This window comes from Candidatus Ozemobacteraceae bacterium (assembly GCA_035373905.1).
Classification (GTDB): domain Bacteria; phylum Muiribacteriota; class Ozemobacteria; order Ozemobacterales; family Ozemobacteraceae; genus MWAR01.
Window position 1 is genome coordinate 1 of sequence record DAOSOK010000041.1, and the last position, 26184, is coordinate 26184.

Here is a 26184-nt window from a genome sequence, read left to right on the forward strand (position 1 = left end):
GCTCTAACCCCCAACCCCACCAAATCGGGGATTGAAGCCTGCTACCTGAGTTTCGCGGAGCATTTGAGCGCCTCGAATCTCACCCCGCTGGCCTGAATGGCGAAACCCCCTTGACTTTCGGACATTTTTGTCCGATATTTATCGCATGCGAGGGAATGAATTCATCAAAAGGGTTCGGCGCCTGGCCAAGGTCCGGGGATGGGCCTGCGAATGGTATCCCGACCGCGGGAAAGGGAGTCACGGCGTCTTGACTCTCGGCAACGCCAGAACGATCGTCCGAAACCCTCAGGATGAACTGAAAAGCGGGACATTCCACGGTATGTGCAAACAACTCGGCATTCGGCCTGATGAATTGTGAAGGAGGGCACGTCATGAAATTTGCGTATCCGGTTCTTCTGACTCCCGACCCCGATGGCGGCTTCGTCGTATCGTGCCGGGATCTGCCCGAGGCCATCACGCAGGGCGAAACCGAGGCCGACGCCGTCGAGAACGCCGAGGGTGCCGTCCAGGCCGCTATCGAGTTCCGCATCGAGAAAGAGCTGGACATTCCAGCCCCGTCCAGGGCGAGAACCGGCGAAGTCATGGCCGCCGTACCGGTGCTGACCGCCCTGAAAGCGGCTCTTTTCCGTGCCACCAGCGGCAAGCGCGGCGCCAAAACGGCTCTCGCCCGCGCGCTCGGCATCGACGAAAAAGAAGTCCGCCGGATGCTCGACCCCCGTCACGCGACGAAAGCGGCAACCATCGAACACGCCCTGGCGGTCCTCGGGTTCCGCCTGGTCATCTCCCTGGAGAAAGCCGCATAACCCTTTTCACGGCAGGGAATCCCGAATCAGCCAGAGCGCCTGCATCGCCGCTTCCCTGATCTTGCTGTCAGCCATCGTGGAGAGGCGTGCGCCCTGCCCAAAAACTGGTCGCCGTCCGCCGGGTGAAGGTCGCCTGATTCGCTTCGTCGCCTTCGACTCGAAGACCGGCGAGGTCAGCCCGTCGGGGAACCGATCAGGGAACGGAGTTCAGCGAGGATCCGGTCGCGGTCCCAGCCTTGATCGGCCATCGCGGCGGCCTGCCCGAGCAGGGCGCGGAATCGCGGGCCTGGGGCGACGCCGAGCGCCACGAGGTCTTTTCCGGTGACGAGGGGCGCGGGACGGCTTTCTTCCCGGCGGATGGCCTCGATGACCGGCAACCAGGCGGCCAGGGGATCGGATTCGCCGGTCCCGCGACCCGAAACGTCGGCGGCGATGAGCCAGCGGGCGAGGTGAAAGGGCACGCCGGTCTCGCCGAGTCTTTTCAAAAAACGCCTGACTTCGCGTTCGCCCGGCGTCGTGTCCTGCATGCGCGCGTTGGGCAGATGGCACTCGACGAGGGTCGTAACCTTCCGCTCGAGCTCGGCCGAAACGGGCCACGTCTCCTGGAGCCGCCTGAACGGCGGCAGGAACACGGACGCCTCCTCGTGCTTCCAGGACCGGACGCGGCCGTCGGAATCGACCACGGTCACGGCGATCTTGCCCAGGTCGTGGACCAGCGCCGCCAGGACCAGCAGATCTCGCTCATCGGCCGGCAGGGCCTCGCGTCGGGCGATGCCGGCCGCGTGGTCGACGACGAGAAGAATGTGGTTCCACACGTCGCCTTCGGGATGCTTGTCGGCCGGCTGTGGAATTCCCACGAGCGCCGGGAGCGGCGCGGGAAGCGTTCCGGCGGCCAGCCGGCCGGCCAGCGGCTCCGACGGCCGCCCGGCCCGGCAGATTTTCTGCAGATCCTGATGCATATCCATTCCCTTTCATTATCCGTCACGCCGATCCGTTTCGCAAACGCGGCCAATGTTTCGAACCGGCGGCGAACGAGCGCCTTGTCACCCGGTGGGGAAACTCACGATTTCCGTTCGTGGCGAGGTATCGAACCACGAAAAAGCCTGTTCATGCGATTCCGGTCACCCCTCGATCCCTCAGGATGACCGGAACCAGGCACACATCGACGGGAGGCGCTTCCATGATGGGATTCGTGCTCGTCCTGCTTCTGCCCGCAGTTCTTCTCGCGCTCCTGCTCCTGCGCGTCTACCTGCGCGACAGACGGCTGAGGAAGCACCTGGGCCGCAAGGTCATCTATTCGGAAGCACGCGATGAATAGCATTCGCACGGAATGACAAGCCCCCGTCCGAACGGACGGGGGCTTGTGTTGCCTGGGTGCGGGCCTACTGCCCGTCTCGGTCTTCGGCGACGGAAGCGTGGATGGCGTCGATCGAGGTGCGGAGGTTCTCGGTCCTTTCGAGAGCGGCGATCCGGGAGCGTTCGGCGTCGCCCAGGGAGTCGGCGGCGGCCATGGCCTGTTGTTCGAGCGGGGAAAACAGTTGTTTTCCGACGTCGGCGGCCTGATTCAATACCGACTGCTCTATTTCGCCGGCCTGCTGGCAGGCGACGTGGCGGAGTTCCCGGCGCGCTTCGGCGACGCTCTGTTCGTAGGCGGCCTGGGCGCGCTGTGCGTCCCGGTATTCCTTCGCGGCCAGGAAGACCTGGATGGCGATGCCGGCGCCCCGGGTGATCTTTCCGGCCCACTTGTCGAGCGTCTTCGTCCATCGGCCCTTGATTCCCGGGATACCGTAGCTCCGCAGGGTCAGGAGGCCGTCTTTCACCGTCGACTTCGCCGCGTCTGTCTTGAGGAGCTGGGGGAGCTGGTTCATGTCAAGCGCGACGCCGGACTTCGCGGGGAGGGTCTCCGACGGCCGCCCGGCCCCTTCATCGCCGCCGATGACGACGGTGGGCGTCCTCGGCAGTTCCGATGCGTCGGCCGCGAGGGTGGCTCCGCTTCCGCTCACGGCTTCGCCCAACTCCGCGCTCAGGATGTCCACCCGGCGTTTCAGGCACGACTCGGAGCGGCCGAGATACCATTCGATCGTTTCCCGGCTGGTTCCGCCCTCGGCGAAGTCCTTCTCGAGACGGTTCTCGAGTTCGCCCCGGAGCGCCTTCAGATCGGCCTCGAGAAGGCGATCCAGTTCCGCCCGCGCGCGGCGGATCGCCTTCAGGTTTTCCTCGAGCCGCCGGGCCTCGGCCGAGGCGTCCTTCTCCCGCAGAGCGGCCGACAGCGACGCGGCGGCGTCCCGCAACAGGTTCAGGCCGGGGACCAGGACGCGCATGCCGCCGGAACGGGCCAGCGCCGCCGGAAGCTCGGTCAGCAGGTCGGCGATGCCGCTGGCTTCGTACAGCGCCTCCTTCCCCGGCTCACAGCCGCGGAGAGCGCTCTTCGCATTGACGAGCAGGACGGGCACGGACGGCACGCCGGGATTCCCGAGTTCGTCGCGAATGCGCGAGCGGAGGGTGTTGACGGCGGTTTCGTCGACCTGGAGGCCCGTCTTGTTGTTCAGAACGACGATGATCTCCTTGTCATCGACCTGGAGCCGCTTGAGTTCCCTGAGGGTCAGCTCCTCCTCGGTGCCGCCGGCGGTGCTGACGACGAGAACGATCACGTGGCACCGCCGCAGGTGCTCGCGCGTCAACTCCTCATGCTCAATCGGCGCATCAATGCCGGGGGTGTCGTACAGCGTCCAGTCGGCGAACTTGTATTCATCGAGCGCCGCGGTGCACGGCACGTCGCTGACGGGCGCCTGCTCCTTTTTCAGGAGAGCGTTCAGCAGGGTGCTCTTTCCGGCGTTGTAGCACCCGAACAGCATGGCGGCCGGGCGGAACTCGGCCAGCGCCGACTGCGCGGCTCGTATACGGCCGGTCACGAGGCCGGCAACGCCGGCTTCCTCGGCGATCTTCAGCAGGCGTTCCGCCGTCAGGTCCAGTTCGCGGCGGATGCCGCAGGGCGAGTCGTCGGATCTTCGTTCATCGCGGTTCGTCGCGTTCGTCATGAATATATCTCCTTTTATACATCGAATCGGCGCTTTTGAAGGTCGCCGGCGAGTCGTTCGATCGAGACGACGAGTTCGGTCGAAGCGGAACGCAGGGGCTCGAGCGCGGTCTCGTCGACGCGGGTCAGCGCCGCGCTCACAACCGTGGGCAGGCCGGCCGAGAGGCTCTCATACAGGGCGGCCTTCACCTCCTCGACGTTCGTTCCGACGTCGACGCTGACGCGCTTGGAACCCGCCATCCTTGCACCGGCGGCACTGCCGAGGCCGCCGCCGATCATGCTTCCGACGGCGGTGCCGATCGGCCCGAAAAAACTGCCGATCGCGCCGCCTGCAATACCGCCTAATATACTTCCGGCGGCCTTGCCCGTGTAGGACTGGGACACGGAGATCGTTTCGTATTTCCGCTCGATGCCCGGCACGTTCAGCGCGAGGCCGGAGGTGCCCAGCGCTTCGGTCACGGCGACGTCCATCCCTTCCAGGACGCGCGTCACCTCGGCCGAGAAGACGGCCTCGAGATGCCTGCCGATCTCGGCTTCGACGCTCTTCGCCAGTTCCTTCGACCCGTGCTCGGGCCGGTCAGGCTCGTCCGCGGCCTTGCGCATCAGCGCTTCGATGGCCGGAAGCGTGCGCGTGATCGTTCTCCGGGTGATCTGATCGCCGAGCGACAGAAGCTTCGCCTCTGCGCGTTCGATCGCGGAGCGCGCCGCCATGAAGCTGTTGCGGATGCTGTCGAGCGAGGCGTACCCGGCGCCGCCGGTCTCGGTCGGCCTGCCGTGCAAGATTTCATCGATCAGACCGTTGAACCGATGCTTCGGCCCGGCCATCTTGAGTTCGAGAGCGTCGCGCGTGAGGGTTTTCGAGATGCTGTGAAACAGGTCGGGCATGCCCGAAGCGTCGAAAGCGGCGGCGTCGCCCGATGCCAGCGCGTCCTTGGCCAGGCGGGTCGAGACGAACGCATACGAGCGGTCGCGCAGGAGCTTCTCCAGGCCGGCCTTTGCGATCTGCGCCTCCACCCATCGCTTCTGCTCTTCGCGAGCTGAGGCCGGTTTCGTCACGGTGCGGGATATGATGGTTCCGTTCTCGTCGAGATCCTCTTCGAATGCGTCGAAGCGGGAAACGACGACGAGAAGCGGTTTGTGCATGGGAAGAAGCCGGCGCAGTTCGGCGATCTCACTGGCGCGCGCCGGCGAGTCGGACGAGGTGAGAAACACGACGAGTTCGGCGTTCGCGACGTATTCCTTGGCGAGCTCGCCGTTTTCGGGGGTCAGGGAATGAAGGCCGGGCGTGTCGATCCAGGAAAGGCCGCCGAGGGTGAACTCCTGGATGCGGTTGGTGCATTCGACGACGTCCGTCGCGAACCCCGTGCGCGGGTCGAGCTCTTCCGGCTCCTGGAGAATGCCGCCGACCGCGGCGTGGACCCGGAATCGCGGAACGGGGCCGGACGTGAAACCGCCGGAACCGTTTGCCCGGTCGACGCCGGCAATGAAGTTTCCCAGACTGCTCTTTCCGCTTTTGACTTTGCCGTAGACCGTGACGATTACCGACCGCTCGAAACGGTTGATGAACTCACGGCCGGAGATGTCGCGCCGAACCGCCGAGGTCCAGGCGACGAGCCCGGCGCTCAGATGATTGAAAGCGGCGGCGAGCAGGGCGGCGAGCTCGCCCTTCGGGACGGGAGCGGACGTCGAGATTCGCGCCCCGAAGGCGTCGATCAGGCCGAGGAGCCCCTCTTCCCTGTCTTCGAGGTCGGTTCGAAACCCGTCAAGCTGGTCTCCGACGCGTTCGAGCGACCGGTTGAAAGCGTCGATGCGTTCGGTGATACGTTCCAAACGGCGAGTCCTGTTCCTGGTTGGCCACGGTCGTCCGGGCGTCTCCCGTCGCGAACCGATCGCGAGTTTCGAGAAGCGCGTTGAAGAGGGAGCTTTTCCCGGCTTTCAGCAACCCCGCGTTCACGATGGTGAACCCGCCCCGATGTCGGGAAGCGGACGAGATCGTTTCAAGCGTATCGTTCAGGTTCTCATATATTGCCGGCGTGAGCAGGGGCGAGAGAAGCCGAAAAACGGGCTCCGACGCGCCGTCCCGGATCAGTTGTTTCAGCACCGCACAACAATCGGTGCGCGAAGCATTCATGGCGTCCGTTGCGTCGTCACCGGGTCGCGCCTTCATATTCATCTCCCTTTCTTTTATATGTTTATTTATAACATGTTATTATTTTATTTCAAAACATCACGAGGCCGGTCCTGCGTCACCGGCCCTGCTCGGTCCTGCCTCCCAACCGCTGTTCATCGAGGTTGCCAGCCCCCGCCTCGTCATCATCGTTCGGAAGGACCTCCCGGCCCGAGACCCAGTCGTTGAAGTCTTTCGACACGCCTTCGATGACGTTGAATCCCGGGGTATTGCCGACGATCTGCTCGATCTCGGGACCCAGATACCGCTCGACGGCATCGGCGACGGGCGAGGTAATCCGCTTGGCGAGCTTGAAGGGCAGTCGGACGATATCGATGACGGTTTTCGGGTCTGACATACGGTTTTCCTCCCTTACGCGTTCCGTCGGGCGTTTCAGCCCTGGGGGCGGCCGTCACCCTGGGCGGCGTTCCATACGATCTTCGCGGCCTTGAGGGCGGCGGCGCCGAGAGCGAGACCAAGGGCGATATTCAGAGCGGCTTTGAACGTTTCCATACGGACCTCCTTTTCCTGGAATGGTTCTTGTAGCGGTGCGATCGGTTGCGGTCACCGTATGAAAGCCGCCGCCGTGGTCCGGGTTCAAAAAAGACGTTTCGCGGCGAGGCGACTCTCAGATCAAGGCCTGGGGCCGTCTTTCCGCCAGAAGGCGGTTCGGCGGCCGTCGTCGGCGATGTAGCCGATGTCGATCATGTCGCGGAGCAGTTGATCGTGGTGGAAACGGAGATCCTGCTTGCGATTGCTTTCCAGCGTCGCTCTGACCGCCTCGATCTTTTCGACGATCTCGTCGCGCGAGTATCTGACCCCGGGCGTGAGGGAGCACGCAATGCGATAGAGAACGAGCAGTTTGGGCTTTCTATAATTTGTATTATTTATAAAGGGGACCCCGCCCGTCGACGGCGGCCACGCCGGGGCCTTTTTGCTTTTCACCGTCTTCTCGATATCGACGCCCGTCCAGTTCAGCACCTGCTGGAGGATCTCTTCTTGCTGGTCGCGCGACGGTCTCTCGCCGAGGCGTTTCTGAAATTCCCGGATTCTTTCGCGGTCGGGATGGGCGCAGAAGTTGTTGAGGAGCCGCATCAGCTTCTTCCGGTGCCCGTTGATCTCCTCTTCGCTGACCTTGCGTGCCAGAACGTTCTTCATGAAAACGCACGCTCTGGCGAGTTCGTTTCGGGCCTCGGTCTCGCTGATAAGCCTGCCTTTGAGGAACATGAAACCCGGACACGCCTGCTGGACGATTTCATGCCGGTTCTTCCACAGGGCGCGGTTCCGGCGAACATCCAGGGAGGTAAGCTTCCTGTCGAGTTTTTTCAGGGAACGCGGATCGACGGGACAGCTTCCCCCGCAGCCGACGGGCTGGACCCAGATCCGCCCGTCCCACCCGATGCTCGTTTTCCCGTCCGACACCGTGCAGATCATTTCGGGAACGATGATCTCAATTTTGACGCCCCGATCGTGAAAGGCGATCGTCGTCATTTCCAGAAAATCCTCCTCTCCGATCATGAGAGCCGGATCGCTGAGGTGAACGGCCGGCGCCGCCGGAAAATGCGGGATCGTCGTCTCCCCCAGGGATCTTAGAGACGTCCAGCAGGGGAGATCCTCGGCGGGATTTCGGAGAAGGCAGGTCAGTTTGCCGTCGAGAAGCATGAAGTCGAAATACACCTCTCCCATCATCAGCCGCGGCCGCATATCGCCGCCGATGAAGGATTCCCTGCGGCCGTAGGCATGCTCCCGGAAATGCTGATATAATTGTATGAATATACTTGCCGCGTCGAGATCATGGCGGGCCGGCCAGGTCTCGCCGTAGTTATTCACCGTGATCTGGAAATACGCAGGATCCATCCGTTTTTCCGGGAGCGGCGGCATGAACACGACAAGTCCGTGCTCGAAGGAGTCCGGTCCTTTCTGTTTGAGATAGGCGCAGGGAATGATCGTTCCGGCATAGTGGTGCGTCATCCAGGCAAGAGCCACTGCAATCAGGACCCGACGTATTTCCGTCGCCCTCCCGGCCTCTTCCGCGTTCGTATCGACGCACTGGAATTTGACTCCCCAGACCTCGCTCGAATCTTGCTGGAAAATCATCGCGCAGTGGCCTTTCCCGTTCTCCTCCACGGGAATCAGCCCCATCGGCCATTGTCGCCGGAAGGAGTCCAGCATGTGAGCCTCGGCTGGCTGAAGCACGAGAGGCCCTTCCTCGGTCTGGATGGTGATCGGCTGATTTTTCATCGAAATCCTCCTGTTCGCGTGCGCGAGTCATTCTTCAGGCTTGTCAGCCTCGTAATTTCCGTTCGTGGGGAGGTATCGAACCACGAATGTTCGCCCTTCGACACCTCAGGGCGAACGGTTGAGTTTCACTCTACAGGACTCACTATCCGGTCTCCACCGTCAGATCCACCGGTATATATATTTTCTTATAGTATCGCTGAACGTCCCGGTTCAGGAAACATATTCTTTATGAAATAGAAAAAAGGAGGGCGGCTGTTCCTCCGGAGCGAAACAGCCGCAGGTGAACGACGGATCACTGTTGACAACGTCAGGTTCCCCACCTATTGTGACAGGCAACCTGCAATCCGCAACCTTGTGATGTTCCGGCCCCCACTTGCATCGCCGAGCCCAATGGGCGCGGTTCATGCCGTGATTCGCCGCAGATCGTTTCAGACCCGTCCTCCGGACTGCCGTGCCGCTTCTCTGTCCGCCTGGCGGAGAGCCGGTCATCGCGGCCGTGACCGACCCTCCGGGAGCTCGAGGAACGTCAGACAATCGCCAGCCGCTTCGCCAGGTCTTCGGGAATCTCGAGACTCACACGCTCGATGTTGGCGTCGGCAAGCATGTCGTGGATCTTGAAGTTGCGAAGCTCGAGCTTCTCGCACAACGTCTTGAATTCCTGGATTTCATCGGGAGTCAGCATCGCAACGTCGACGCCGGCTTTCACAGATGAACGCTCGAGGTATAGCATATTGATGTCATCGTTCGATCCCCAGGATTCCAGGGCCGCCTCGAGCGTCTTCTCGCTCTTGGACGCGTCCAGGAACACGGCTTCGATGCGATCGATGGGAACGCGGCCGGCGTGCTGGTGCTTCAGGATTTCCCGGATGATCCTGATATGTTGCCGGTTCGCCTCGATCTCGGCGAGCAGTTCGTGGATCCCCGAGGCCGTGTTGTGCTTCGCGATGGCATTGCGGATCAGGCACCGGACCGACAGCAGTCGGCCGATCTTGTTCTTCGCCTCGAGTCCTTTCGCCCGGAGCCGCTCGAACTCGGTGATCTGGGCGGGGCCCAGATACGCTTGCGCCGTCGTGGATTTGAAGGCGTGCTTCATGGCCTGCTCGCACTCGTCGATCAGCCCCTTGAGCCGCTCGGACACCTTGTGCCACCGGCTCACGGTCAGGGACACGCTGACGTTCACGTTTTCCATACGGACCTCCTCGTAACCAGGTCTGCGCCTCAGCGCCGCATCGACAAAAGCAGACGGGAAGAACGTATATCGACCTTTCGCTCAGAATGAACGTCTGGATTTCATTCCGCGGAACTCAACAGGGATGAAGGATGTATTCTCTTTTGACGCCGGGGCGCGGTGCCGGTCGCACCTGCCTTTCTGCCACCCGCCTCCCGGCGGGCGTCCGGTCCGTGGCCCCCCGCCCCGGCGTCTGACCGGTTCGGAAGCCCTCTCGGGCCTCCGGGGGACCAGGACCGATCTCGTTGTCAAAGAACTGACCGCTCTTCACGCCGAAAACGGAAAAAGCGAACGAGGCTCTTCCGCGCGGATCAACCGGACGCACGTATTGCGTCGCGATTGTTTCCTGCTGGAAGAGCCTCGTTCGATCTTTGATTTCAATATATCCGAAAACCGGCCCGCCGTCAAGGGATAATTTTGCGCTCACCCTTTTCCCAAGCCGTTCTCCACGGGGCATAACAATATATAGTATCATTCATCGAACGCCGCCGACCGATGATTTTCGGTGGTCTCACTGGCATGTATACGATAGAATAGTATTCATCCTTATCGATCGGATGAATAGAGTTCAGCGTTTTTGGAGGCATCTCATGCTCATGGCCATCGTTGGCGACATTCTCGGATCCAGCATCGAGTTCGAGCATGACAAGCCCTCTCTCGCGGAGTTGAGCATTCCCGCCCTGGCCGATGTCGGGAGAGTGACGGATGACACCGTCATGACCCTGGCGACCTGGAAATGGTGGACGGATTTTCGCTCCGGCAGGGCAAAGGTCGAAGAGTATGTCGAGTATCTTCGCAGCTATTTTCACCTGACTCCCGGCATCGGCTATGGCCCCAAGTTCTTTCGGTTCATGCGCGACGGCATCATTCCGGATCCGCCCAGTTGCGGCAACGGCGCCGCCATGCGCATCTCCGCCCTCGGCGTCGATCTGGGCATGCCGCTGGACGAGATGATGGACCTGGTCGAACGATTGACCCTGCAGACCCACGGGCACCCGGAAGCCGTCAAAGGCGCTCAGGCAGTCGTTTATTCGGCCAGAAGGCTCTCCGAGACACGCCGGGAGCATGACGACCCGGACCTGAGACGGCGGTTGAAAGCGGAGATCGAAGCGATGTTCGGGTACAATCTCGACCTGGACTATGACGATCTCATCGAGGACGAGTTCGACGCCACCTGCCAGGGATCGGTTCCGCAGGCCATCTGGTGCGTGCTGTCGTCATCGAATCTCGACGACGTGTTCCGGAAAGCCCTCACGATCGGCGGAGACTCCGACACCATCGCCTGCATGGCCGGCGGCATGGCGCAGGCCTGCTTTGGAACAGACATGCACGGCATATCACCCCGGCACCTGGCGACATCCAAACTGGCAGAACTCCGGGCTCCAGAAATTGAAAGCGCCTTCTCTCACAGTTTATCGCGCTGCGACATCTAGAACCTTCTACACAATTTCATTCCCCCCTTGCACCAGTCGCTCTATTTCGACCCTCCTCAGAGGTTTCCCGTACACGCTCCGTCTGCCGATCTGCCGGGCGGGTCGGAACGGCGCGCTCATCGGGGAGGTTCTTCGTTTCCCGGACCAGTTCGACGACGCCCCTGAATCGTTTCGGGAGATACCAGGGCAGGCAGAGCATGAAGACCAGGTACAGGAGATTCCGCGCGCCGATCGTATCCACGAAAGTTGAGAAGGTGGTATTGTCGACTTCTTCGCCCGCGAAGATCGGCTCGGGATTCTTGAGAAAGCTTCCGAGCGGGATGACGCCGCCGTAGAGGGGTTTCCCAGAAGTACAGAAACCCCGGATCCCATGACGGTTTCCGGGGTTTCTGCGAGAGCGGGAAACGGGTCTCGAACCCGCGACATTCAGCTTGGGAAGCTGACGCTCTACCAACTGAGCTATTCCCGCAATGAGGGAATTGTATCACACACCGAAGATGAGATGCAAGAGGCCGAGGGGCGTCGGAAATGTGGATGAGCGGGCGGTTGAAGACGAGCGAATACTCAGTTTCCGGAGATGAATGAGGCGGGGTTGTCCACCCAGAGTTCGACGTGCGCATCGCTGGAGCGCGGATAACGGGTGATTCGAGCGGTCCAGGTGTCGCTGGAGGTTCGTAAACGCCGGTAGAGAGATTCGTCCAGGGGCTTGAAGGTGCAGCTTCTGTCCGAGATCCGGCGCAGGTTCAGATACGTCAGCGGATACATGTCGCCGGAACGGAGGTCCCAGAAAAGAATCGTGAAAGAGCCGTCGATCCGGCCGGGACGGCATACGCCGGCCGCAAGTTCGGCCGGAACAGGCACAGCAGTTCCTGGAACCCGTGGATGCTCGTCCGTCCCTTCCAGGCTCGACTGGGCGCGCTCATCCCAAAAAAGGCGACGATACTTCACCCACACGGGGTTCGGATCGTAGTTCAGGCCCTCCCGCGCGAGCGCCGGTTCCCAGGAGCGGGTCGCCGATTCGGTGATCACCGCATCGGGCGGCGCTAGGGCTTTCCATCCTTCGACAACCTCTTCCCGCGCCTCTTCGTAAAACCTCGTCATCTTCCAGTTGCCGCCGGCAACCTTGACGCGCGTCTTGATGACTGTCGGCTGGTTGAAGGGATCGAGGAGAAACTCGGCGTAATCTTCCAGAAACGTCTGCCAGTGCGACGGATACAGCACGACCTCGGGGTCATACGCGACGAATCCAATATTGAATACTATAAATAACGACGCCAGAACCGTGCGCCAAGGGGCGATCGCCCACTGGACGCGCGGATGCCACCAGGACAGCCCCTGCAGGTGCCCGGGCAACTCCACCTGTGCTGCCGGCCGCCGGGGGAAATCGGAGGTGGTTTTCCCCGACGCGCCGCATCGCCTGCAACTGTAGCCGGTGATATCGTAATCACGCTCGCGCGGGGCGCCGAAGGTTCCGGGCTGTTTGTTCCTGGCCTGCCTGTGAGCGTCAAGGGTGAACCAGCCCCCGCAGGTCGGGCATCGGTTGGCCCAGACAACCGCCACGGCGAACGCCACGACCAGCGGGATGCCGATCCTGGGGTCGTCGATCAGGTTCATGTCACGGGGTCGCCGGAGCCAGCTCCTTGATGTTGCCGAGGCCGCTGATGCCGGCGGCCCACTTCGTACCGAGGCGCATCTTCTCGAACGTCGCGGCGTCGATCTTCTTCGAGCCGATCATGGTGATGTCGTAGGTTTTGCCGTCCTTCGACGACTTGAGGGTGACCTTGTATGACTCGGTCTTCGTGCCCTCGCGGCGCGCTCCCAGGATGTTCCCGACGGGCTGGGTCACGCCGGTCGCCGGCCACGCGGGCAGCTCCGTCGTGCCTTTGGCGGCCTTCGTGTCGATCTTCACCCACTCGTCTGTCTCGTAGGCCAACCAGGTGCCGTAGACCGGCTCCTTGCGATACATCGGCTTCATCACGCGGCGGCGCTTCTGAACGTCCTTGTAGACGGGCTCGTCGGACCAGATCTCCTTGAAGCGTCCGTTGCCGAGATCCTGCACGCCGGTTTTCACCCTGCGCGTGCCGACCTGCTGCTGTTCCGTGTAGGTTTCCTCGACCTCCTGGTGGCCGATCAGAACGTCGCGATACGAGCGGATCTTCTCTTCACGGTTCAGGATGCGGCCGCCGGAAGGCATCCGGTCCGACCAGTCCTCGTGTCTGACGGCTTTCAGCTCCTCGACCTCGATCGTGCGTTCCCATGCCAGTCCGGTCACTTCGACGACCTGGTTCCAGGTCATGCACTCCATGCCCATCAGGGCCGCGATCAGCAGCAGGATGCCCCCGCAGCCGATCTTGAAGAACCAGGCCACGGCCGGGGAAACAGGCCGCGCGGTCGAGAGGCCCTCCGCGGGAATGACCGGCTCCGGCATGTGCGGCGTTCCGGCAGGCCGGGCCGACGAGGCCGGAGTCGCGCCGAGATTCCTCACCTCGCGCTGCTTTCCCTCGGAACGGGGGGCCGAACAGCCTTTGCAGGAAGTCGCGTCGAAAGGATTGCTGTCGCCGCAGAAGGGGCAGACCCAGTCGGCGCCGCCGAGCGCGCGAGCCTTTTCCGCCTCGTCGGTCACCTGCTGCCCGGTCTCCTCGTAGATGAACTGGACGTTGCCCCGGATCGCCCCGCAGGCGGTGCACTTCTCGTGGGCGCCGCGGTTCTTCGTGCGGCAGTTCGGACACATCCAGCTCCCCTCGCGGATGATCTCTTCAGTCATGCGCGGAACTTCCTCCCGACCTCAATTTATATATCTAGTTTTATATATTATTTCGCTTCGATTCCGTCCGACGCGGCGGGGGTCATCGGCTCCGGGGCGGCGATGAAGCCGGACTCGGTGGTGACGCCCTTCGCGGGGGCGGACAGGGAGAACAAGGGATTCATCATGCGCAGTTCCCGGGCCAGTTTCTCGTCGAGACCGGCCGTTTTGAGATACTCCTGCGCCGCTTCGGCCGGGCGATCGGTCTTCAGATAGACGATCGCGAGCCGGTAATGCGCTTCGGCCTCGTCCGGCTCGGCCGCGAGCGCCTGTTTCAACAGGGGCTCCGCCTCGGCATACCGGGTTTCCCCGCACAGCGTCGCCGCCTTTTCGATCAGGGCGCCGACATTCGCCCCTTCATCGGCCACCGTCAGGGGAACCGACGCGAGGTAAAACAGCAGACCGATCAATACTCCACGAACAAGGGCCAGCTTCATATACTCCGCTCTCTCCTTCACTACTCCATTCGGACGCCGGCCCGGCACGAAAACCGGACTGACCGCATCGTCGCAGGTCAGCCGATTCACCCCCGGTCGGCGTGATACAATTCGAATATACCACGAGTTCGCAAAAACTTCAGAACGAGGTACAAAATGATGAAACGCGCCTGCATCGGGATCCTCATCGCCGGCCTGGTTTCCGCTTCCGCCCTGTTCGCCGCCCCGATTCACACGGCCGCGAAAAAAGGCGACCTGGCCAAAGTCCAGGGCCTGGTCAAGGCGAAACCCGAACTGGTGAGCCTGAAGAACCCCGACGGGGAAACGCCGCTCCATTGCGCCTGCGCCGCCGGCCAGAAAGCGGTCGTCGAGTTTCTGCTGGCGAACGGCGCCGACGTCAAGGCATCCGACGGGGAAGGCATGACGCCGCTGCACCATGCCGCGACCGCGACCGAGCCGGCCGTCATTTCCCTGCTTCTCGCGAAAGGCGCAGAGGTCGACGCCCGGGACAACGAGGGGGTCACGCCCCTTCTCGTCGCCGTCGCGGGGGGCGAATTGAAGCCCGTGCAGCTGCTTCTCGATGCGAACGCCGACGCGAAAGCCGTCGACAAGGCCGGCCTGGCCGCCCTGCATTACGCCGCGGGCGACGGCGAGTCGGAAGCCCCCGAGCGCATCGAGATTTACAAACTGCTCGTCGCGAAGGGCGCGAGCATCGGTGCGACGGATGCCGAGGGCGTGACGCCCCTGCACCTGGCCGCGGCCGCAGGTGAGAAGGAAGCCGTCGAGTTCCTGCTCGGTCACGGCGCCGACCCGGCCGCCAGGGATAAAGAAGGGAAAACCCCGCTCGATTATGCCGTCGAATCCGAAGAGCCCGAGATCGCCGCGTTGTTGAAAAAAACCATCCGCTTTGACGCCCTTCATGTGAACTGACAACGATCATGTCGCAAGCACCAGCCGTTATCCCACATATAGAGCGAAGGATATATACCGTCCGCGGCATGCAAATCATGCTGGATGCGGATCTGGCAGAACTTTACGGCGTTGAAACAAAAGTATTCCTGCAGGCAGTCAAACGGAATCAGGATCGATTTCCCGATGATTTCATGTTTCAGTTTTCCGCAGAGGAGTTTTCTGCTTTGAGGTCACACATTGTGACCTCAAAGAGAGGCGGGCGACGGTATCGGCCGTATGCTTTCACAGAGCAGGGTGTTGCGATGTTATCGAGCGTCCTTCGCAGCGAACGTGCAGTCCGGGTGAATATCGAGATCATGCGTACATTCGTGCAGATGCGACGTTTTCTTGGAACACACGATGAACTGGCGCGGAATATCGGCGAACTGCAAAAGAAAATCAAAACTCATGACCGGGAAATCGCACTGATCTTCTCAACGATCAATTCCATGCTTCACCCTGTAACGAAGAAAAAGCGGCCAATCGGCTTCCAAAGCGGAACGTAAAAGATGATCGTCCCTCGAGGTCACAAAACGGAATCTCGAGATTGAAGTTCTGGTCTGGACTATTGCCTATCTCGAGTCGGCGGGGAGAGTGGCGGGGAGGGAAGCGGGTTTTTCGATGGGCGGGGCGGCGGGTTCGGGGGCCCAGGGCTCGCGGAAGACCTGGATGCGGCAGTTCTGCGTATCGAGGACGAACAGGTAGCCGTACGGGCCGAACCGCGCTTCGCGAGGCAGGGAGAACTTGCCGGGCTGGACGCCGAAGCCACCCAGGATCTGGTCGATGTCGCCGTTTTTCCCGATCACCAGGACGCGGTTGTTGCCCGTGTCGGCGATCGCGAGGCGGCCCGCGCCGTCGCCGTGGACGCCCTGCGGGTAGCGCATCGTCGCGAAGGGCCATTTCTGGAGAACGCGCTTCGTGCGCAGGTCGGCATCAAGCTCGAGAATGCGATGATTTCCCGAATCCGTGACGTATGCGCCCCCGTCGGGAACCGCCCAGACCCGCACCAGGTCCTTGAACTGACGGTCGAGTCGGCCTGACATGTGGTGCATGTGGCCTGCCCGTTTCACGGGCTTGAGGTCGGGCCCGAACATCTGGAGCCGGTTTCCCTGGGTGCTCTGGCGCTGGAACGCGTCGAGGCCGAGACCTCGCAGATACCCCGAGCGGGGCTCGCAGACCAGCAGATTTCCCTGTGTGTCCATGTCGATCCCGAGCGGATGATGGAAATACCCGTCTTTCCAGCCTTCCTGACCGAGAATCCACTGGACCTCGCCGTCCAGCTTCACGGCCTTGACGCGGTGGTTGTCGGTGTCGGCGATGACCAGCGTCTCGTCGTCCTTCCAGGTGATGCCCTGCGGCCGGTTGAACCGGTCCATCGGCACGTTCGTCGCCGGCCTGACACGGCCCTGGCCGCCCATGTAGGCTCGGCCGGGCAGTTCTCGCGGCGAGCGCACGCCGTCGGCGTTGTCGGTTTCCCGCCACCGGTCGTGCGCGTCATTCGGGGCCAGGCTGCCCTCCCAGGGCCAGATATCTCCTATAGTCAACTCTATTTGAAGCGGCTTCGCCGGCGGCACGGACGCCGACTCCGCCGTTTCGGGCAACGGAACGCGGATCTTCAGGACGACGACGCGGTTGTTGTCGGTATCGCAGACGGCGAGCCGCTTCCCGTCGGGGGAAACGGCCATCGCCATCGGGTGCATCAGCTGGCCGTCGGCATGGCCCGCAGTTCCCCATGTGCCGTACAGCCTGAACCGCGGCATCTCCTCCGCATCGCCTGCGAAAGCGGCGCCGACGAACAGCAGGAGCGCAAGGAGCATCCCCGCAGGGATCCGGTGTATCAGATCTCTGCGGGGATGAGTGTCGTTCATCACCTGCACGTGATCGTCGGAATCTCGATCGTCTGGATGACGGCCGGATTCGCCTGGTGGCGGACCATCACGAAGCCGTGACTCTTCCCGGGCAGGGCACCTTCGACGACGAGCTTCATCGTGCGCAGGCCGCGGAACGGCACGGTCACGAACTGGATCCGCTCGCCGCCGGCGGATTTCTGGCCGTACAGGAGCTGGCCGCGGTAATCTGCGAGGATGTCCTCGGTCTGGCGCAGCGAGACCACCGACGGGAGCGCGATGACCGCGTAGTAGTCGACCGGGTCGAGGGTCTTGTCGAGCTCGACCAGGATCGTGCGCTCTTCGCCGACGCCGATCGAAGCGGCGTCGAGACCGACCTTGAAGAAGCCGGCCTTCGTCAGATACTCGCTCATCAGCATCGGGCGCTTGTTTTCGATCATCGCGATCGAGTGTTTCGGTGTCGTGAAGCCGGCTTCACCGGATTCTGTCGTGAACTGAACCGGCTTTTCGCCGAGCTTCAGTGTTTCGGCAGGCTTGCCCGCCGCTTCGATCACGACGTTGCCGGCGGGTTTGCCGGCTTTGTCCTTCGCCATGGTGACGAGCAGGTCGAGGAACTTCACGACCGTCTGCGGGGCGCCGTATACGCCGCCCAGCATCGCGGGGCCCTGGATCAGGCCGGGCTCGCCGGTCAGGATCATGCCGCGCGCGATCGTGCGGAACACCTGGTCGAACGCCGCATCCTTCTGCAGATACAGGGCTTTCGCGTTCAGCAGCAGGTAGTAGAGCGAGCCCGTGCGTTCGAAAGCGCGCAGGAAGCGGTAGGTGTCGTAGTTTTTGATGAACCGTTCGTCGAACTCCCTGAGGCCGCGGGTGTTCTGGATTTCAAGGGCGGGCATCATCTCCTTTACAAACCAGCTCACGACCGCCGAATCCGTGACGGCGCGGTAGACGACCTTGCCGTCGACCACGACCGGGACCAGGTCGCCGCCGGCCGTTCCGGGCGTGAACAGGCCGACTTCTTCGGTCGAGACCTTCCGGCGGCCGAGTTCGGCCGTCAGATCTTCGGAAAGCCTGCCGGCGGTGCGGATGACGCCGGCGAACTCGGCCTTCAGCGCGGCGTTTCCGGACAGGGTGTTGCTCGTTTGGAGCAGGTTCTTCAGCACCCAGACGGACCAGACCGGATTGGCATCGAGGCCGGGATACGGCCGCATCAGTTTCGCCTGCCTGTCGAAGAACGTCTCGTCGAGATCCCTGACGGCTTTTTCCATATCGGCCTTTATTGTTGCGCGCAGGCCGTCGTCGTTCAGCAGTCCCTCGGCGAAGCTCCGCAGCAGCATGGCGTCGATGGCCGCCATGGCGCTCAGCGCCTCGCTGTGGCCGAACCAGGATTTCATCGTGGTCACGACATTCGCGGTCATCCCGCGCAGGAGCTGGCCGGGGTTGGCGAACACGCTCACCGTGCGGTTGCGCGGCACGCTGATCTTCGATCCGTCGGAGACGATCAGTTCGGTAAACGTCACCGGGAACTCGCCGGAGTCGCGGACGGCGACCGAGCGGCGGTCGACGACGGTTCCGTCGGCCTTCGTCAGTTCGGCGAGCAGCTCGCCGCTTCCGCCGCCGACCACGGGGACCAGGAACTCCTTGCCGCCGGCCGGCACGTCGAGCGTGACCGGTTTTGCAAGACCGGCGCCGGAGATCTTCAGCTTGCCGGCCCCGCCTTCGCAGACGGCGAAGACGCGCAGGCTGACCTCGGCGTTCTTCAGGAGCATCGACGGGGCGCTCACCTCGACGTTTCCGCCGCGGCGGCCGACATCAACGTCGCCGATCGACTCGAGGTAATCGAAGCCGGACATCGCGACGAAACGCACCTTGCACCGGCCGCTCTGGGGCGGCATCGTGACGCTGACCTTCGCCCGCCCGGCGGCATCCGTCTTCACGAGCCGGCAGAAGACGACTTTCTTTTCGCCTTCGCGTACCGCTTCGGGGTTTTCCGCTTCCGCGCCCGGTTCATCCGAAGACTGGGCGCCCGCCCCGCTCAGAGCCATCGGGGCGGGAGCGCCGGCCATCTCCATGTCCGCCATTTCCTCCTTCGCGGAGAAAACGGCGTTCATGGACGGAGCCGGAGGAGCGGCCAAACTTTTCATCTTCATCATGCCGCGCCTGACGCGGATACCGGTCTGGTCTTCCCAGCGGGAGAGGCCGGCCGAGGCGTTCCGGAACGAGTCGCCGGTGGCCGAGATCAGCGGGTCTTTCGGACTGCGGTCCGCGACGCGGTTGTCGAACACTTCGAGAACGCCCCACACCGAGCGGGGCTTTCCGCTCGCTCGGTCGAACGTTTCAATATTGATATCTACATTTTTCTCGGGACCGGCCTGTTTCGGCGCATCGAGCTTCACGCGCAGGGAGCTCGGGGTGAAGATCATCGCCCACGCCTGGCGCAGGGTCTTTTCTTTCTTCTTCTCCTCGTTCTCCTTCATTTCCCAGCCGCCGACGGCGACGAACGAGTAGGGGCCCGAAACCGAGAACGTCACGTTTTCGCCGCGTTTGAGGGCGCCCGCCATCGAGAGCTGTTCGGCGGCGAAACTGCCGTCGGCCTTGGGAACGAGCCGCCAGGCTTTCACGCCTTCCAGGTCGGTCATCGCGGTGATCTTTGCGACACCGTCGTCGCCGGTCATGGCCGAGCCGAGCTCGAAGGCGGCGGTTTTATCGCCTTCCTCCTTGAGGAGATAGATGTCGCGGCCGGGAATCGCGACGGTGTTCTCATAGGGAGCCACCGTGGCTTTGAACTGGTTCGTGAACCCGGACGAGATCTGGCTGACCTGGCGCTCGACATGGCCCGAGCGGCCGAACAGGTTACGCACGTTGCCCTTGTCGGTCACGATTTCCAGCTCGAAGGGGCCGGAATGGCCGCCGACATCGAGAACCGCGGCCAGTTCGCCTTTTTTCATCTTGTATTCGATGGAAGGGCCGGCCTCGCAGCCGTTGCAGCCGGGAAGCATGCAGCGGGTCTTGAGGGTGACGTGACCGTCGAACGGCTTGTTGAAGACGCGCAGTTCGTTCTTCACGTTGAGGCCGTTTCCCCAGCGGGCGCCGACGCCGTCGGCATTCCCGAGGAACCAGCCGGCTTTCGCCTCCTCCAGCGCCTGGGCGTTCGTCAGCTGCTGGAATTCGTAAGCGAACGAGACGGCGCCGAGCGAGCCCTCGACGACCGCGAACGTCGCGTCGCCCTTGAAGCTTCCGTCGGCGGACTGGATTTCGACCCGGTATTCGCCGACCTCGAGCGGCCTCTTTGCGCCGCTCATGATCGTCTCGACCAGCAGGCCGCCGTCGTTGAGCGTCAGTTCGCCCAGATCGCGCGGGGCCGCATCTTTGCGACTGAGGGTCGCCTTGATCTTCTCCATCGGCCGGGCGGGCATCGCAACTTTCAGATGCACATCCTCGTTCGGCCAGAACGTCGGCTGGTCAACCGTCACCGAGACGAACTGGAGGCTGAACCGCTCCGCGACGCCGGGCGCGAGGCCGGAGATTTCCTTCTTGCCGGCATCGACCTGGAAGACGCCCTGCGTCTCGCCGCCGTTCATGATCTGTGACGCAACGACGGGCAACACGAGCCCGACAGCCGCCGCGATCGTCACCACGATCCATCCGAAGCGCATCATACGAACCTCCTCAGCTTTTCGTGCGATTTTCCTCTGTCCCGCACCCGCGTATGCCCTCACCTTGTACCACATCCGAACCGGAAAGGAAAACGAGACTCCCTGCCGCGCGGATTTGGTTGTCGGCCCTGGATTTTCAGGCAAATTGCATTTTCAGTTGATAAGGGCTACTATGGTATTCAGACACGGTTTTCGATCGTACGGAGAGAGTATATGAGAATGTTCGATCGCTACAGGAAACTGCGCGGGAACGGCGCGAAAGGCGGAACGCGGAACGCCTATCTTCCGCAAGCGGAAGAGTCGTTCGACGATTTCACGCAACTTCGGCTGGGCCACGTCGTGAAGATGTTTCACATCCTGCGGGCGCTTCGCTCGAGCTTCGTTCTGCCCTCCCTCTTTACCGCCGCATTCTGCATGTTCTTTATGTCGAGCTGCTTCATCACAGACGGACTCCGTCATGCGGCCGACACCATCGCGTATCGATGCGCGACCGTCATCGAGCTTTTCGACCGCATCTCGTCGGGGAAAACGCCGGACGCCTTTCGAGCCGCGGCCCCGCCCCAACCGTCGAACGGGGCGACGAATCCCTGATTCGTCAGATTCAAACGCCATTCTGTCAGCCGGCCCCAACGGGCCGGCTGTTGTCATGAAGGCCGTATCTTTCCGGCCGCGGCCGCCCCTGTTTACAGGAACAGCCGGATGACTTCCAGAATGAATCGATACTCCCCGAGCCAGCGCTCGAGAGGCGAACCTTCCGGCGAGGGCGGCGGGGGGAACTCGATGTCGAAATCGAGCGGATCGAAACCGGCCGCCGCGCACGCGTCGATGAACTGTTCCTCGGCGGTTTTGCCGTATTCGCCGTCGATATACCCGTGGCACACGCAGAAAATCGTTCCGCTGCCAAGGATGCTTTGGGGACCGCCCCGGTAGTCGCACGTCGGCTCGGGTTTCGAAAGACCGCCCTTCAGGTAGCTCATCTTGACCAGTTTTTCGACGTCGATGCCCAGGGTCACCGGATCGCGGTCCATCATCGTGGTATTGTCCATGTTATACATCTCGATCGCCCCGAGCAGCACCCGCTGGTTCGCGTAGCAGGCCTTGAGACGAGACTGTTCCCGGGCCTTGCGGAACGACGGCGGCGAGAACGCAGCGAGAAATGCCGGGTTCAGCACTTCCGCGAACTGTCGGGCGACATCGTCGGGAACAGCCAGAAACGCCGTGTATTCCGTCGCAAGGTTGTTGTCGAGGCCGAGCCGGGTGATCTCCCGCACGATCTCGGGCGTCTGCGGCCGTGCCGCAAGCGACTGGATTCGCTGGCGGGCCGCGAGGAGGTTCAGCCACCCCCGCGCCGGCCTGTCGTTCATCGACCCGGGATCGGACAGTTCGAGAAGCACGGCGCCGTTCCGGTCGACGATGCGGACGGGCGTCGTCGCAGACGCGGCGGGAATGACGAAAAACGCTTCGCCCCCCTCGCTGCCGGAAAGTCTGCCAAACAGCGGCACGCCTCGTTCCCCGTCAGGCATGGCAATACTCGCCGAGATACAAAGATCCTTCATTGCCGTATCGAGAGAAGACGCCGCAGCCTGCCATCCCTGTTCGTCGAACAGCCGCACGCATCCTCCCTTGTCGGCGAGCGCCGAACGGAGCCCTGCCGGCTCCTCCGGCGCGATGAGCGCCACCCAGAGAGGTTTGCGGCCGCCCTGGTTCCAGATCGCCTCGATCTGAGCCGCGCCCAAACGTTCTCCGTCCGTTACCAGGAGCATCCCATCCGCTTCGCCAGCCCCTTCGGGCAACGCGAGCGAATTCCATGACGTCGGCCCCGAGCACGCGTGATCTCCGATCGAACCCGGCTCTGCCGGCGTCAGAACGCCGTTCGACCACATATATACATTTATATCTATTGTATTTGCCAGGCGCTTCACCAGCCGGGAAGCGCGCGCGCGATTTTTTCCGCCCATCGAGCCGGATGCGTCGATGACGACCGTGGCGCGGCCGCGCGTGACGCCGGCCGGAGCGGCCAGAGGCGGAATGCGCGCCAGGAGGAATCGAGAACCGTCTGTCGATGCATATCCCGTCACGCACGGCGCCGCCGTCGTTTTCAACGACACGCGCAGCCTGACGGGTTCCACGGGCGGCTTCGCAAGATCGAGCCTGAAGGTTCTCGTTCCTTCTTTCTCCGCGGTAACGGACGCCGCCGGCTCGACGGAGACATCGCCGATTCCGCGCATATCGCTGATCGTTCCGGCAACGACGAGTCTCGGAACCGCCCTTTTTCCGCCCGCCGCCGGTTCAGCCCTTTCCCATGCGCCTCCGGGAGCCTCTTCTTCCAGTTCACGATCAGGTTCGACGGGAATCTCCAAGTCGATCCCCTTCCGGCCCGCCGGCGCGGCGGCATGGGCGCGGAACCGTATTTTCACGGGGGCGACCGGCTCGATCGGGAATACCTTGATCGTCAGATCGTTTCCGTGCTGCTCCAGGAGTCCCGGGTCCGTCTGACGCCGCACGATCTCCTCGTAGGCGAGGCGCGCCTTCTCGATCTCCATGACCTTGCCCGGCGCCCAGGTCTTTCCGTCGGTCATGATCTGGAAGCCGCTCACGAAGGCCTGGTCCGGCAGGGTGAAGCGATAGACGCCCTCGACGCGATCCCGGTTCGGATTGTGGAAGGTGTCCTCGACCTCGAACAGGAGAAGGCCGTCCTCGAGCACCAGGTTGACGACCCGTTTTTCGTGGGTCAGCGGCATGGCCCAGACCGAGCGTTCCGACAGCCGCAGCGACCCGTTCGCCTCGAGCCGGCCGGGGAACGCCCAGATGAAGACCGCGCACAGAAGCAGGGCGACGATTTGCGCAAAGCTGGAAGAGCCCGTTCCTGTCGTTTTCATTTCGCAGCCTCCGTTGCCTTGACGATGCGTGCCTCGAGAACGGCTTTCCCGTCGCATCGCTGAAGCGTCACGAACAGCCACCGGTCGGCCGGGACATGGCGTGAACGCGCCGCGGACGCCATCTGCCTCGCCCGCCAACCGCTGACATTGTGAACCGCGCACATGAGGCGCTTCTGTTCGGGGTGCCACATGATGCCGCCGGTCGGGCAGACGTCACGGAGTTCCCGGGGAATCTTGCCGGGACCGGAATACATCTCCTCCTCAGTATCACGGTTGTTCACGCCGTGGCTCCGCCGATACGCCTCGACGCCTTCCCGGCACCGTTTTCTCTCCTTGTCGAACGCGACCTCGTCGACGATCGATGCAACCGCATGGCCGAAGACATCCATGCGGACCGCGAGAACGAACTTCACCTCGCCCCGCAGCTCCGGCAGGGTGACGAGCTGCGACTCGCCGTTCCAGCCCCGGAGAAGTTCGCGCATGAAGCGTTTCTCGAAGCTCAGGAAGGTGATCCCGTCGTGCTCGGCGACGCGCAAACCGGCGTCGGCGCTTTCCCAGGGCCGACGCGGGCCATCCGAAACGATCGCCGTCACGTCGACTCCCTCTATTTCTTCGACGGTCTGACGGCCGTCCATGCCGGGCCCGAGCGCCGGAAGCGCCGGAAGCAGTTCCTTTGCCGCCGTGAAAACCCCGATCACCGGTTCCGGCATGAAACCGCCCCGTTGCGAAAATCCTTCGACCGGCGTCGCGCCGCCCATCAGGATGAGGCCGGGCCGAATATCAAGCGCGACGAGAGGGCCGGAGGCCATCGAGCCGCGAGGTTCTCCGAACAGGCGCTTCGGATCGACTCCAAGGAAGATTCCGCCGGGAAAGCCCGCGCTGAGTGGAAGTTTCACGCGTTCAGCCGGCACCCAGCTCAGCATCGAGCCGTAATCGGGATCCCAGGGGGTTCCCGGCAGCCCGAAGGCCGGTTCCGCTCGCGAGACGGGCATTTCCGCGCGCAGAACGCCTTCCGCGGCCGAGTATGACACGAAGAGGGGCGGCAGGGTCCTGATCTGCTCGAGCACGGCGCCCATCACCTTCCCGAGGGGTGTATCGGGAACGGGCGGCGGTGCCGCGGGAGGCACATGGTCGCACCGGATCTGGAAGATTGTCTTCGATCCCGATGCCGTCGCCTTTTCAAGCAGGTATCTGCCGCCAAAGGGGCAGATCGGCATGCCGGCGACCGACACGGGGTCGCCTTCCCCGACCTTCTTCGCCGAATCGCCGGCTTTCGTGAGAAGACGGCCGATCCTGCGACAGTTCCGGCCGCAGGCCGCGATATCCTTTTTCACGGCCAGGCCGGCTTCGTCCGCAAGCGCTTTCGCCAGAAGCCGCGATAGTATATCTGAATATATACAGCCTCCGATGTCGGCATTCTCGAGTTCTGAAGGAAACGCCGGAGCGGGGGGCGGGGCACCTTCCTCCTCTTCCGGGGAATTCCGTGATGGAGCATCCGAGTCAGCGAGAAGGCGGAAGAAATCGAAGGAATGGCGGTTATCATCGACGAAGCGGGCCGGTTGTCCATCTTTGCCGAAGACGACCCGCAGGGCGCCTTTTTCGTCCAGGGCCGCACCGATCTCGATCGTTCGCATTCGAGCCATCAGCGCAAGGACGTCCGAGGGCAGAAGGCTTCGCAGTCCACCCGGCACGGTGGTATCGACGCAGGCGATTTCGGGCATCGACAGGATGCTTTCAACCACCCAGGCCATGGATTTCGCGCGAAAGAGAGCGAGATACGACGATCCTTCCTCCGCTCGAACGGGAACGGAACAGATCAACAGGAACATCGGCACCAGGAGGGCCCGGACCAGATATCGATGGATCCGCGGAGCGTATCGCCTGCAAAGCATGGGGAATACCTCTCTTTCCTTTATCCAGACAGGTGCGAAAAACCGCACCCAGAATATACATTATATACTATTTTATTTTGTGCGGCCCCATGCCGGAATCCGGCAGGCCGGCTCTCTTTTTTGTACTACAAACGGCCCCGGATGAGAAATCCCCGCCCATGAAATATGCTATTCTTCAGGCGATGGGATACATGGCACATTCCACTCAGGCCCTGCGCTGGGTTTCCCTGGCCATCGGCCTGTTCCTGGTCGTGGTGATCGGCGGTTGCTGGATGTCGGGCTCAATCCACGACGCGGCGAAAAACGGCCGCAAGGATCTCGTTCAGCGCTGGCTCGCCCTGGGCAACAACGTCGACGAGCGTGACCTCAAGGGGGCGACGCCGCTGCATTTCGCCGCGGAGGGCGGCCACATCGACATTCTCGAAATGCTTCTCGCGAAAGGCGCGAACCCGAACGCCCGAAACGAGATCGGCAACACGCCCCTCCACGAAGCCGCCTGGAAGGGGCAGACCGCAGCGGCGAACCTGCTGATGCGGCGCGGCGCCGACCCTTCCGCCAAAGCCGTCGACGGGAAGACCCCCGCCCAGCTCGCCCTGAAAGCGGGTTTTCCGGAATGCGCCGCAGCGATTGCGGCCTCGCCGACTCCGGAGCACTGAGTTCCTATCCGTCCGATCGCCGGTCATGCGGACGATTGTCTCTTGCGAAAAATCACGTGAGTTCTGGTAGAATTGCCGATGCCGGTTCCCGCCCGGAAAACGGCGGACATATATCGATCGAACAAGGAAATGGCTGAACGCCACACAACGAAAG

22 protein-coding genes and 1 tRNA gene are annotated in these 26184 nt (G+C 62.6%); 8 read left to right on the plus strand and 15 right to left on the minus strand.

Annotation, left to right across the window (positions count from 1 at the left end; translation table 11 throughout):
• The first annotated feature begins 145 nt into the window (after positions 1-145).
• Together PLU72_16960 and PLU72_16965 are read left to right on the plus strand one after the other, a co-directional pair.
• The gene (locus PLU72_16960) at positions 146-358 is read left to right on the plus strand and encodes a type II toxin-antitoxin system HicA family toxin (protein HOT29870.1); all 213 of its coding nucleotides are present in this window, start codon (positions 146-148) and stop codon (positions 356-358) included.
• 13 nt (positions 359-371) lie between these two features.
• The gene (locus tag PLU72_16965) at positions 372-803 is read left to right on the plus strand and encodes a type II toxin-antitoxin system HicB family antitoxin (protein ID HOT29871.1); all 432 of its coding nucleotides are present in this window, start codon (positions 372-374) and stop codon (positions 801-803) included.
• 173 nt (positions 804-976) lie between these two features.
• Here PLU72_16965 and PLU72_16970 read toward each other — a convergent pair whose 3' ends face one another.
• The gene (locus tag PLU72_16970) at positions 977-1768 is read right to left on the minus strand and encodes an HD domain-containing protein (GenBank protein ID HOT29872.1); all 792 of its coding nucleotides are present in this window, start codon (positions 1766-1768) and stop codon (positions 977-979) included.
• A 215-nt stretch (positions 1769-1983) separates the two neighbouring features.
• On the opposite strand from PLU72_16970, the gene PLU72_16975 reads away from it, so the two are divergent.
• Entirely contained in the window at positions 1984-2121 is a 138-nt protein-coding gene (locus tag PLU72_16975; protein HOT29873.1) for a hypothetical protein, read from the plus strand.
• Between the two features lie 64 nt (positions 2122-2185).
• Here PLU72_16975 and PLU72_16980 read toward each other — a convergent pair whose 3' ends face one another.
• The 6 genes from PLU72_16980 to PLU72_17005 form a co-directional block, all read right to left on the minus strand.
• Positions 2186-3841 carry a 50S ribosome-binding GTPase gene (locus PLU72_16980; protein ID HOT29874.1) on the minus strand — a complete coding sequence of 552 codons (1656 nt, stop codon included), beginning with the start codon at positions 3839-3841 and terminating at the stop codon, positions 2186-2188.
• Between the two features lie 14 nt (positions 3842-3855).
• Positions 3856-5670, minus strand: coding sequence for a dynamin family protein (locus tag PLU72_16985; GenBank protein ID HOT29875.1), 1815 nt, complete (start codon positions 5668-5670; stop codon positions 3856-3858).
• Positions 5603-6007 (minus strand): hypothetical protein, encoded by a 405-nt coding sequence (locus PLU72_16990; GenBank protein ID HOT29876.1) that lies wholly within the window; start codon positions 6005-6007, stop codon positions 5603-5605. Before PLU72_16990 ends, PLU72_16985 begins: the two co-directional genes overlap by 68 nt.
• A gap of 79 nt (positions 6008-6086) precedes the next feature.
• Positions 6087-6365 carry a hypothetical protein gene (locus PLU72_16995; protein ID HOT29877.1) on the minus strand — a complete coding sequence of 93 codons (279 nt, stop codon included), beginning with the start codon at positions 6363-6365 and terminating at the stop codon, positions 6087-6089.
• A gap of 275 nt (positions 6366-6640) precedes the next feature.
• Positions 6641-8248 carry a hypothetical protein gene (locus tag PLU72_17000; protein HOT29878.1) on the minus strand — a complete coding sequence of 536 codons (1608 nt, stop codon included), beginning with the start codon at positions 8246-8248 and terminating at the stop codon, positions 6641-6643.
• Positions 8249-8774: 526 nt separating this feature from the next.
• Positions 8775-9437, minus strand: coding sequence for a hypothetical protein (locus PLU72_17005; protein HOT29879.1), 663 nt, complete (start codon positions 9435-9437; stop codon positions 8775-8777).
• Positions 9438-10066: 629 nt separating this feature from the next.
• Between PLU72_17005 and PLU72_17010 the strand changes: the two genes are divergently transcribed.
• Positions 10067-10909 carry an ADP-ribosylglycohydrolase family protein gene (locus PLU72_17010; protein ID HOT29880.1) on the plus strand — a complete coding sequence of 281 codons (843 nt, stop codon included), beginning with the start codon at positions 10067-10069 and terminating at the stop codon, positions 10907-10909.
• Between the two features lie 396 nt (positions 10910-11305).
• Here the strand turns inward: PLU72_17010 and PLU72_17015 are convergent.
• The 4 genes from PLU72_17015 to PLU72_17030 form a co-directional block, all read right to left on the minus strand.
• Positions 11306-11378, minus strand: a tRNA-Gly gene (locus PLU72_17015).
• Positions 11379-11473: 95 nt separating this feature from the next.
• Entirely contained in the window at positions 11474-12523 is a 1050-nt protein-coding gene (locus tag PLU72_17020; protein ID HOT29881.1) for a hypothetical protein, read from the minus strand.
• 1 nt (position 12524) lies between these two features.
• Positions 12525-13673, minus strand: a complete 1149-nt coding sequence (locus tag PLU72_17025; protein ID HOT29882.1) for a zinc finger protein — start codon at positions 13671-13673, stop codon at positions 12525-12527.
• A 47-nt stretch (positions 13674-13720) separates the two neighbouring features.
• Positions 13721-14149, minus strand: coding sequence for a tetratricopeptide repeat protein (locus tag PLU72_17030; protein HOT29883.1), 429 nt, complete (start codon positions 14147-14149; stop codon positions 13721-13723).
• Positions 14150-14305: 156 nt separating this feature from the next.
• Here PLU72_17030 and PLU72_17035 point away from each other — a divergent pair, with 156 nt between their 5' ends.
• On the plus strand, positions 14306-15079 hold the full coding sequence (locus PLU72_17035) for an ankyrin repeat domain-containing protein (protein ID HOT29884.1): 774 nt from the start codon (positions 14306-14308) through the stop codon (positions 15077-15079).
• An 8-nt stretch (positions 15080-15087) separates the two neighbouring features.
• A complete protein-coding gene (locus PLU72_17040) occupies positions 15088-15606 on the plus strand; it encodes an ORF6N domain-containing protein (protein ID HOT29885.1) in 519 nt (172 codons plus the stop codon).
• A gap of 66 nt (positions 15607-15672) precedes the next feature.
• Here the strand turns inward: PLU72_17040 and PLU72_17045 are convergent, their stop codons facing one another.
• Together PLU72_17045 and PLU72_17050 are read right to left on the minus strand one after the other, a co-directional pair.
• The gene (locus PLU72_17045; protein HOT29886.1) at positions 15673-16917 is read right to left on the minus strand and encodes an NHL repeat-containing protein; all 1245 of its coding nucleotides are present in this window, start codon (positions 16915-16917) and stop codon (positions 15673-15675) included.
• Positions 16918-16967: 50 nt separating this feature from the next.
• Positions 16968-20606: a hypothetical protein gene (locus tag PLU72_17050; GenBank protein ID HOT29887.1), complete on the minus strand. Its 3639-nt coding sequence runs from the start codon at positions 20604-20606 to the stop codon at positions 16968-16970.
• A gap of 210 nt (positions 20607-20816) precedes the next feature.
• Between PLU72_17050 and PLU72_17055 the strand changes: the two genes are divergently transcribed.
• On the plus strand, positions 20817-21194 hold the full coding sequence (locus PLU72_17055; GenBank protein HOT29888.1) for a hypothetical protein: 378 nt from the start codon (positions 20817-20819) through the stop codon (positions 21192-21194).
• A gap of 92 nt (positions 21195-21286) precedes the next feature.
• Here the strand turns inward: PLU72_17055 and PLU72_17060 are convergent, their stop codons facing one another.
• On the minus strand, positions 21287-23482 hold the full coding sequence (locus PLU72_17060; protein HOT29889.1) for a VIT domain-containing protein: 2196 nt from the start codon (positions 23480-23482) through the stop codon (positions 21287-21289).
• Positions 23479-25374, minus strand: a complete 1896-nt coding sequence (locus PLU72_17065; GenBank protein HOT29890.1) for a hypothetical protein — start codon at positions 25372-25374, stop codon at positions 23479-23481. The genes PLU72_17060 and PLU72_17065 overlap by 4 nt, the downstream gene beginning before the upstream one ends.
• Before the next feature lie 191 nt (positions 25375-25565).
• On the opposite strand from PLU72_17065, the gene PLU72_17070 reads away from it, so the two are divergent.
• Positions 25566-26030: an ankyrin repeat domain-containing protein gene (locus PLU72_17070; GenBank protein ID HOT29891.1), complete on the plus strand. Its 465-nt coding sequence runs from the start codon at positions 25566-25568 to the stop codon at positions 26028-26030.
• The last annotated feature ends 154 nt before the right edge of the window (positions 26031-26184 follow it).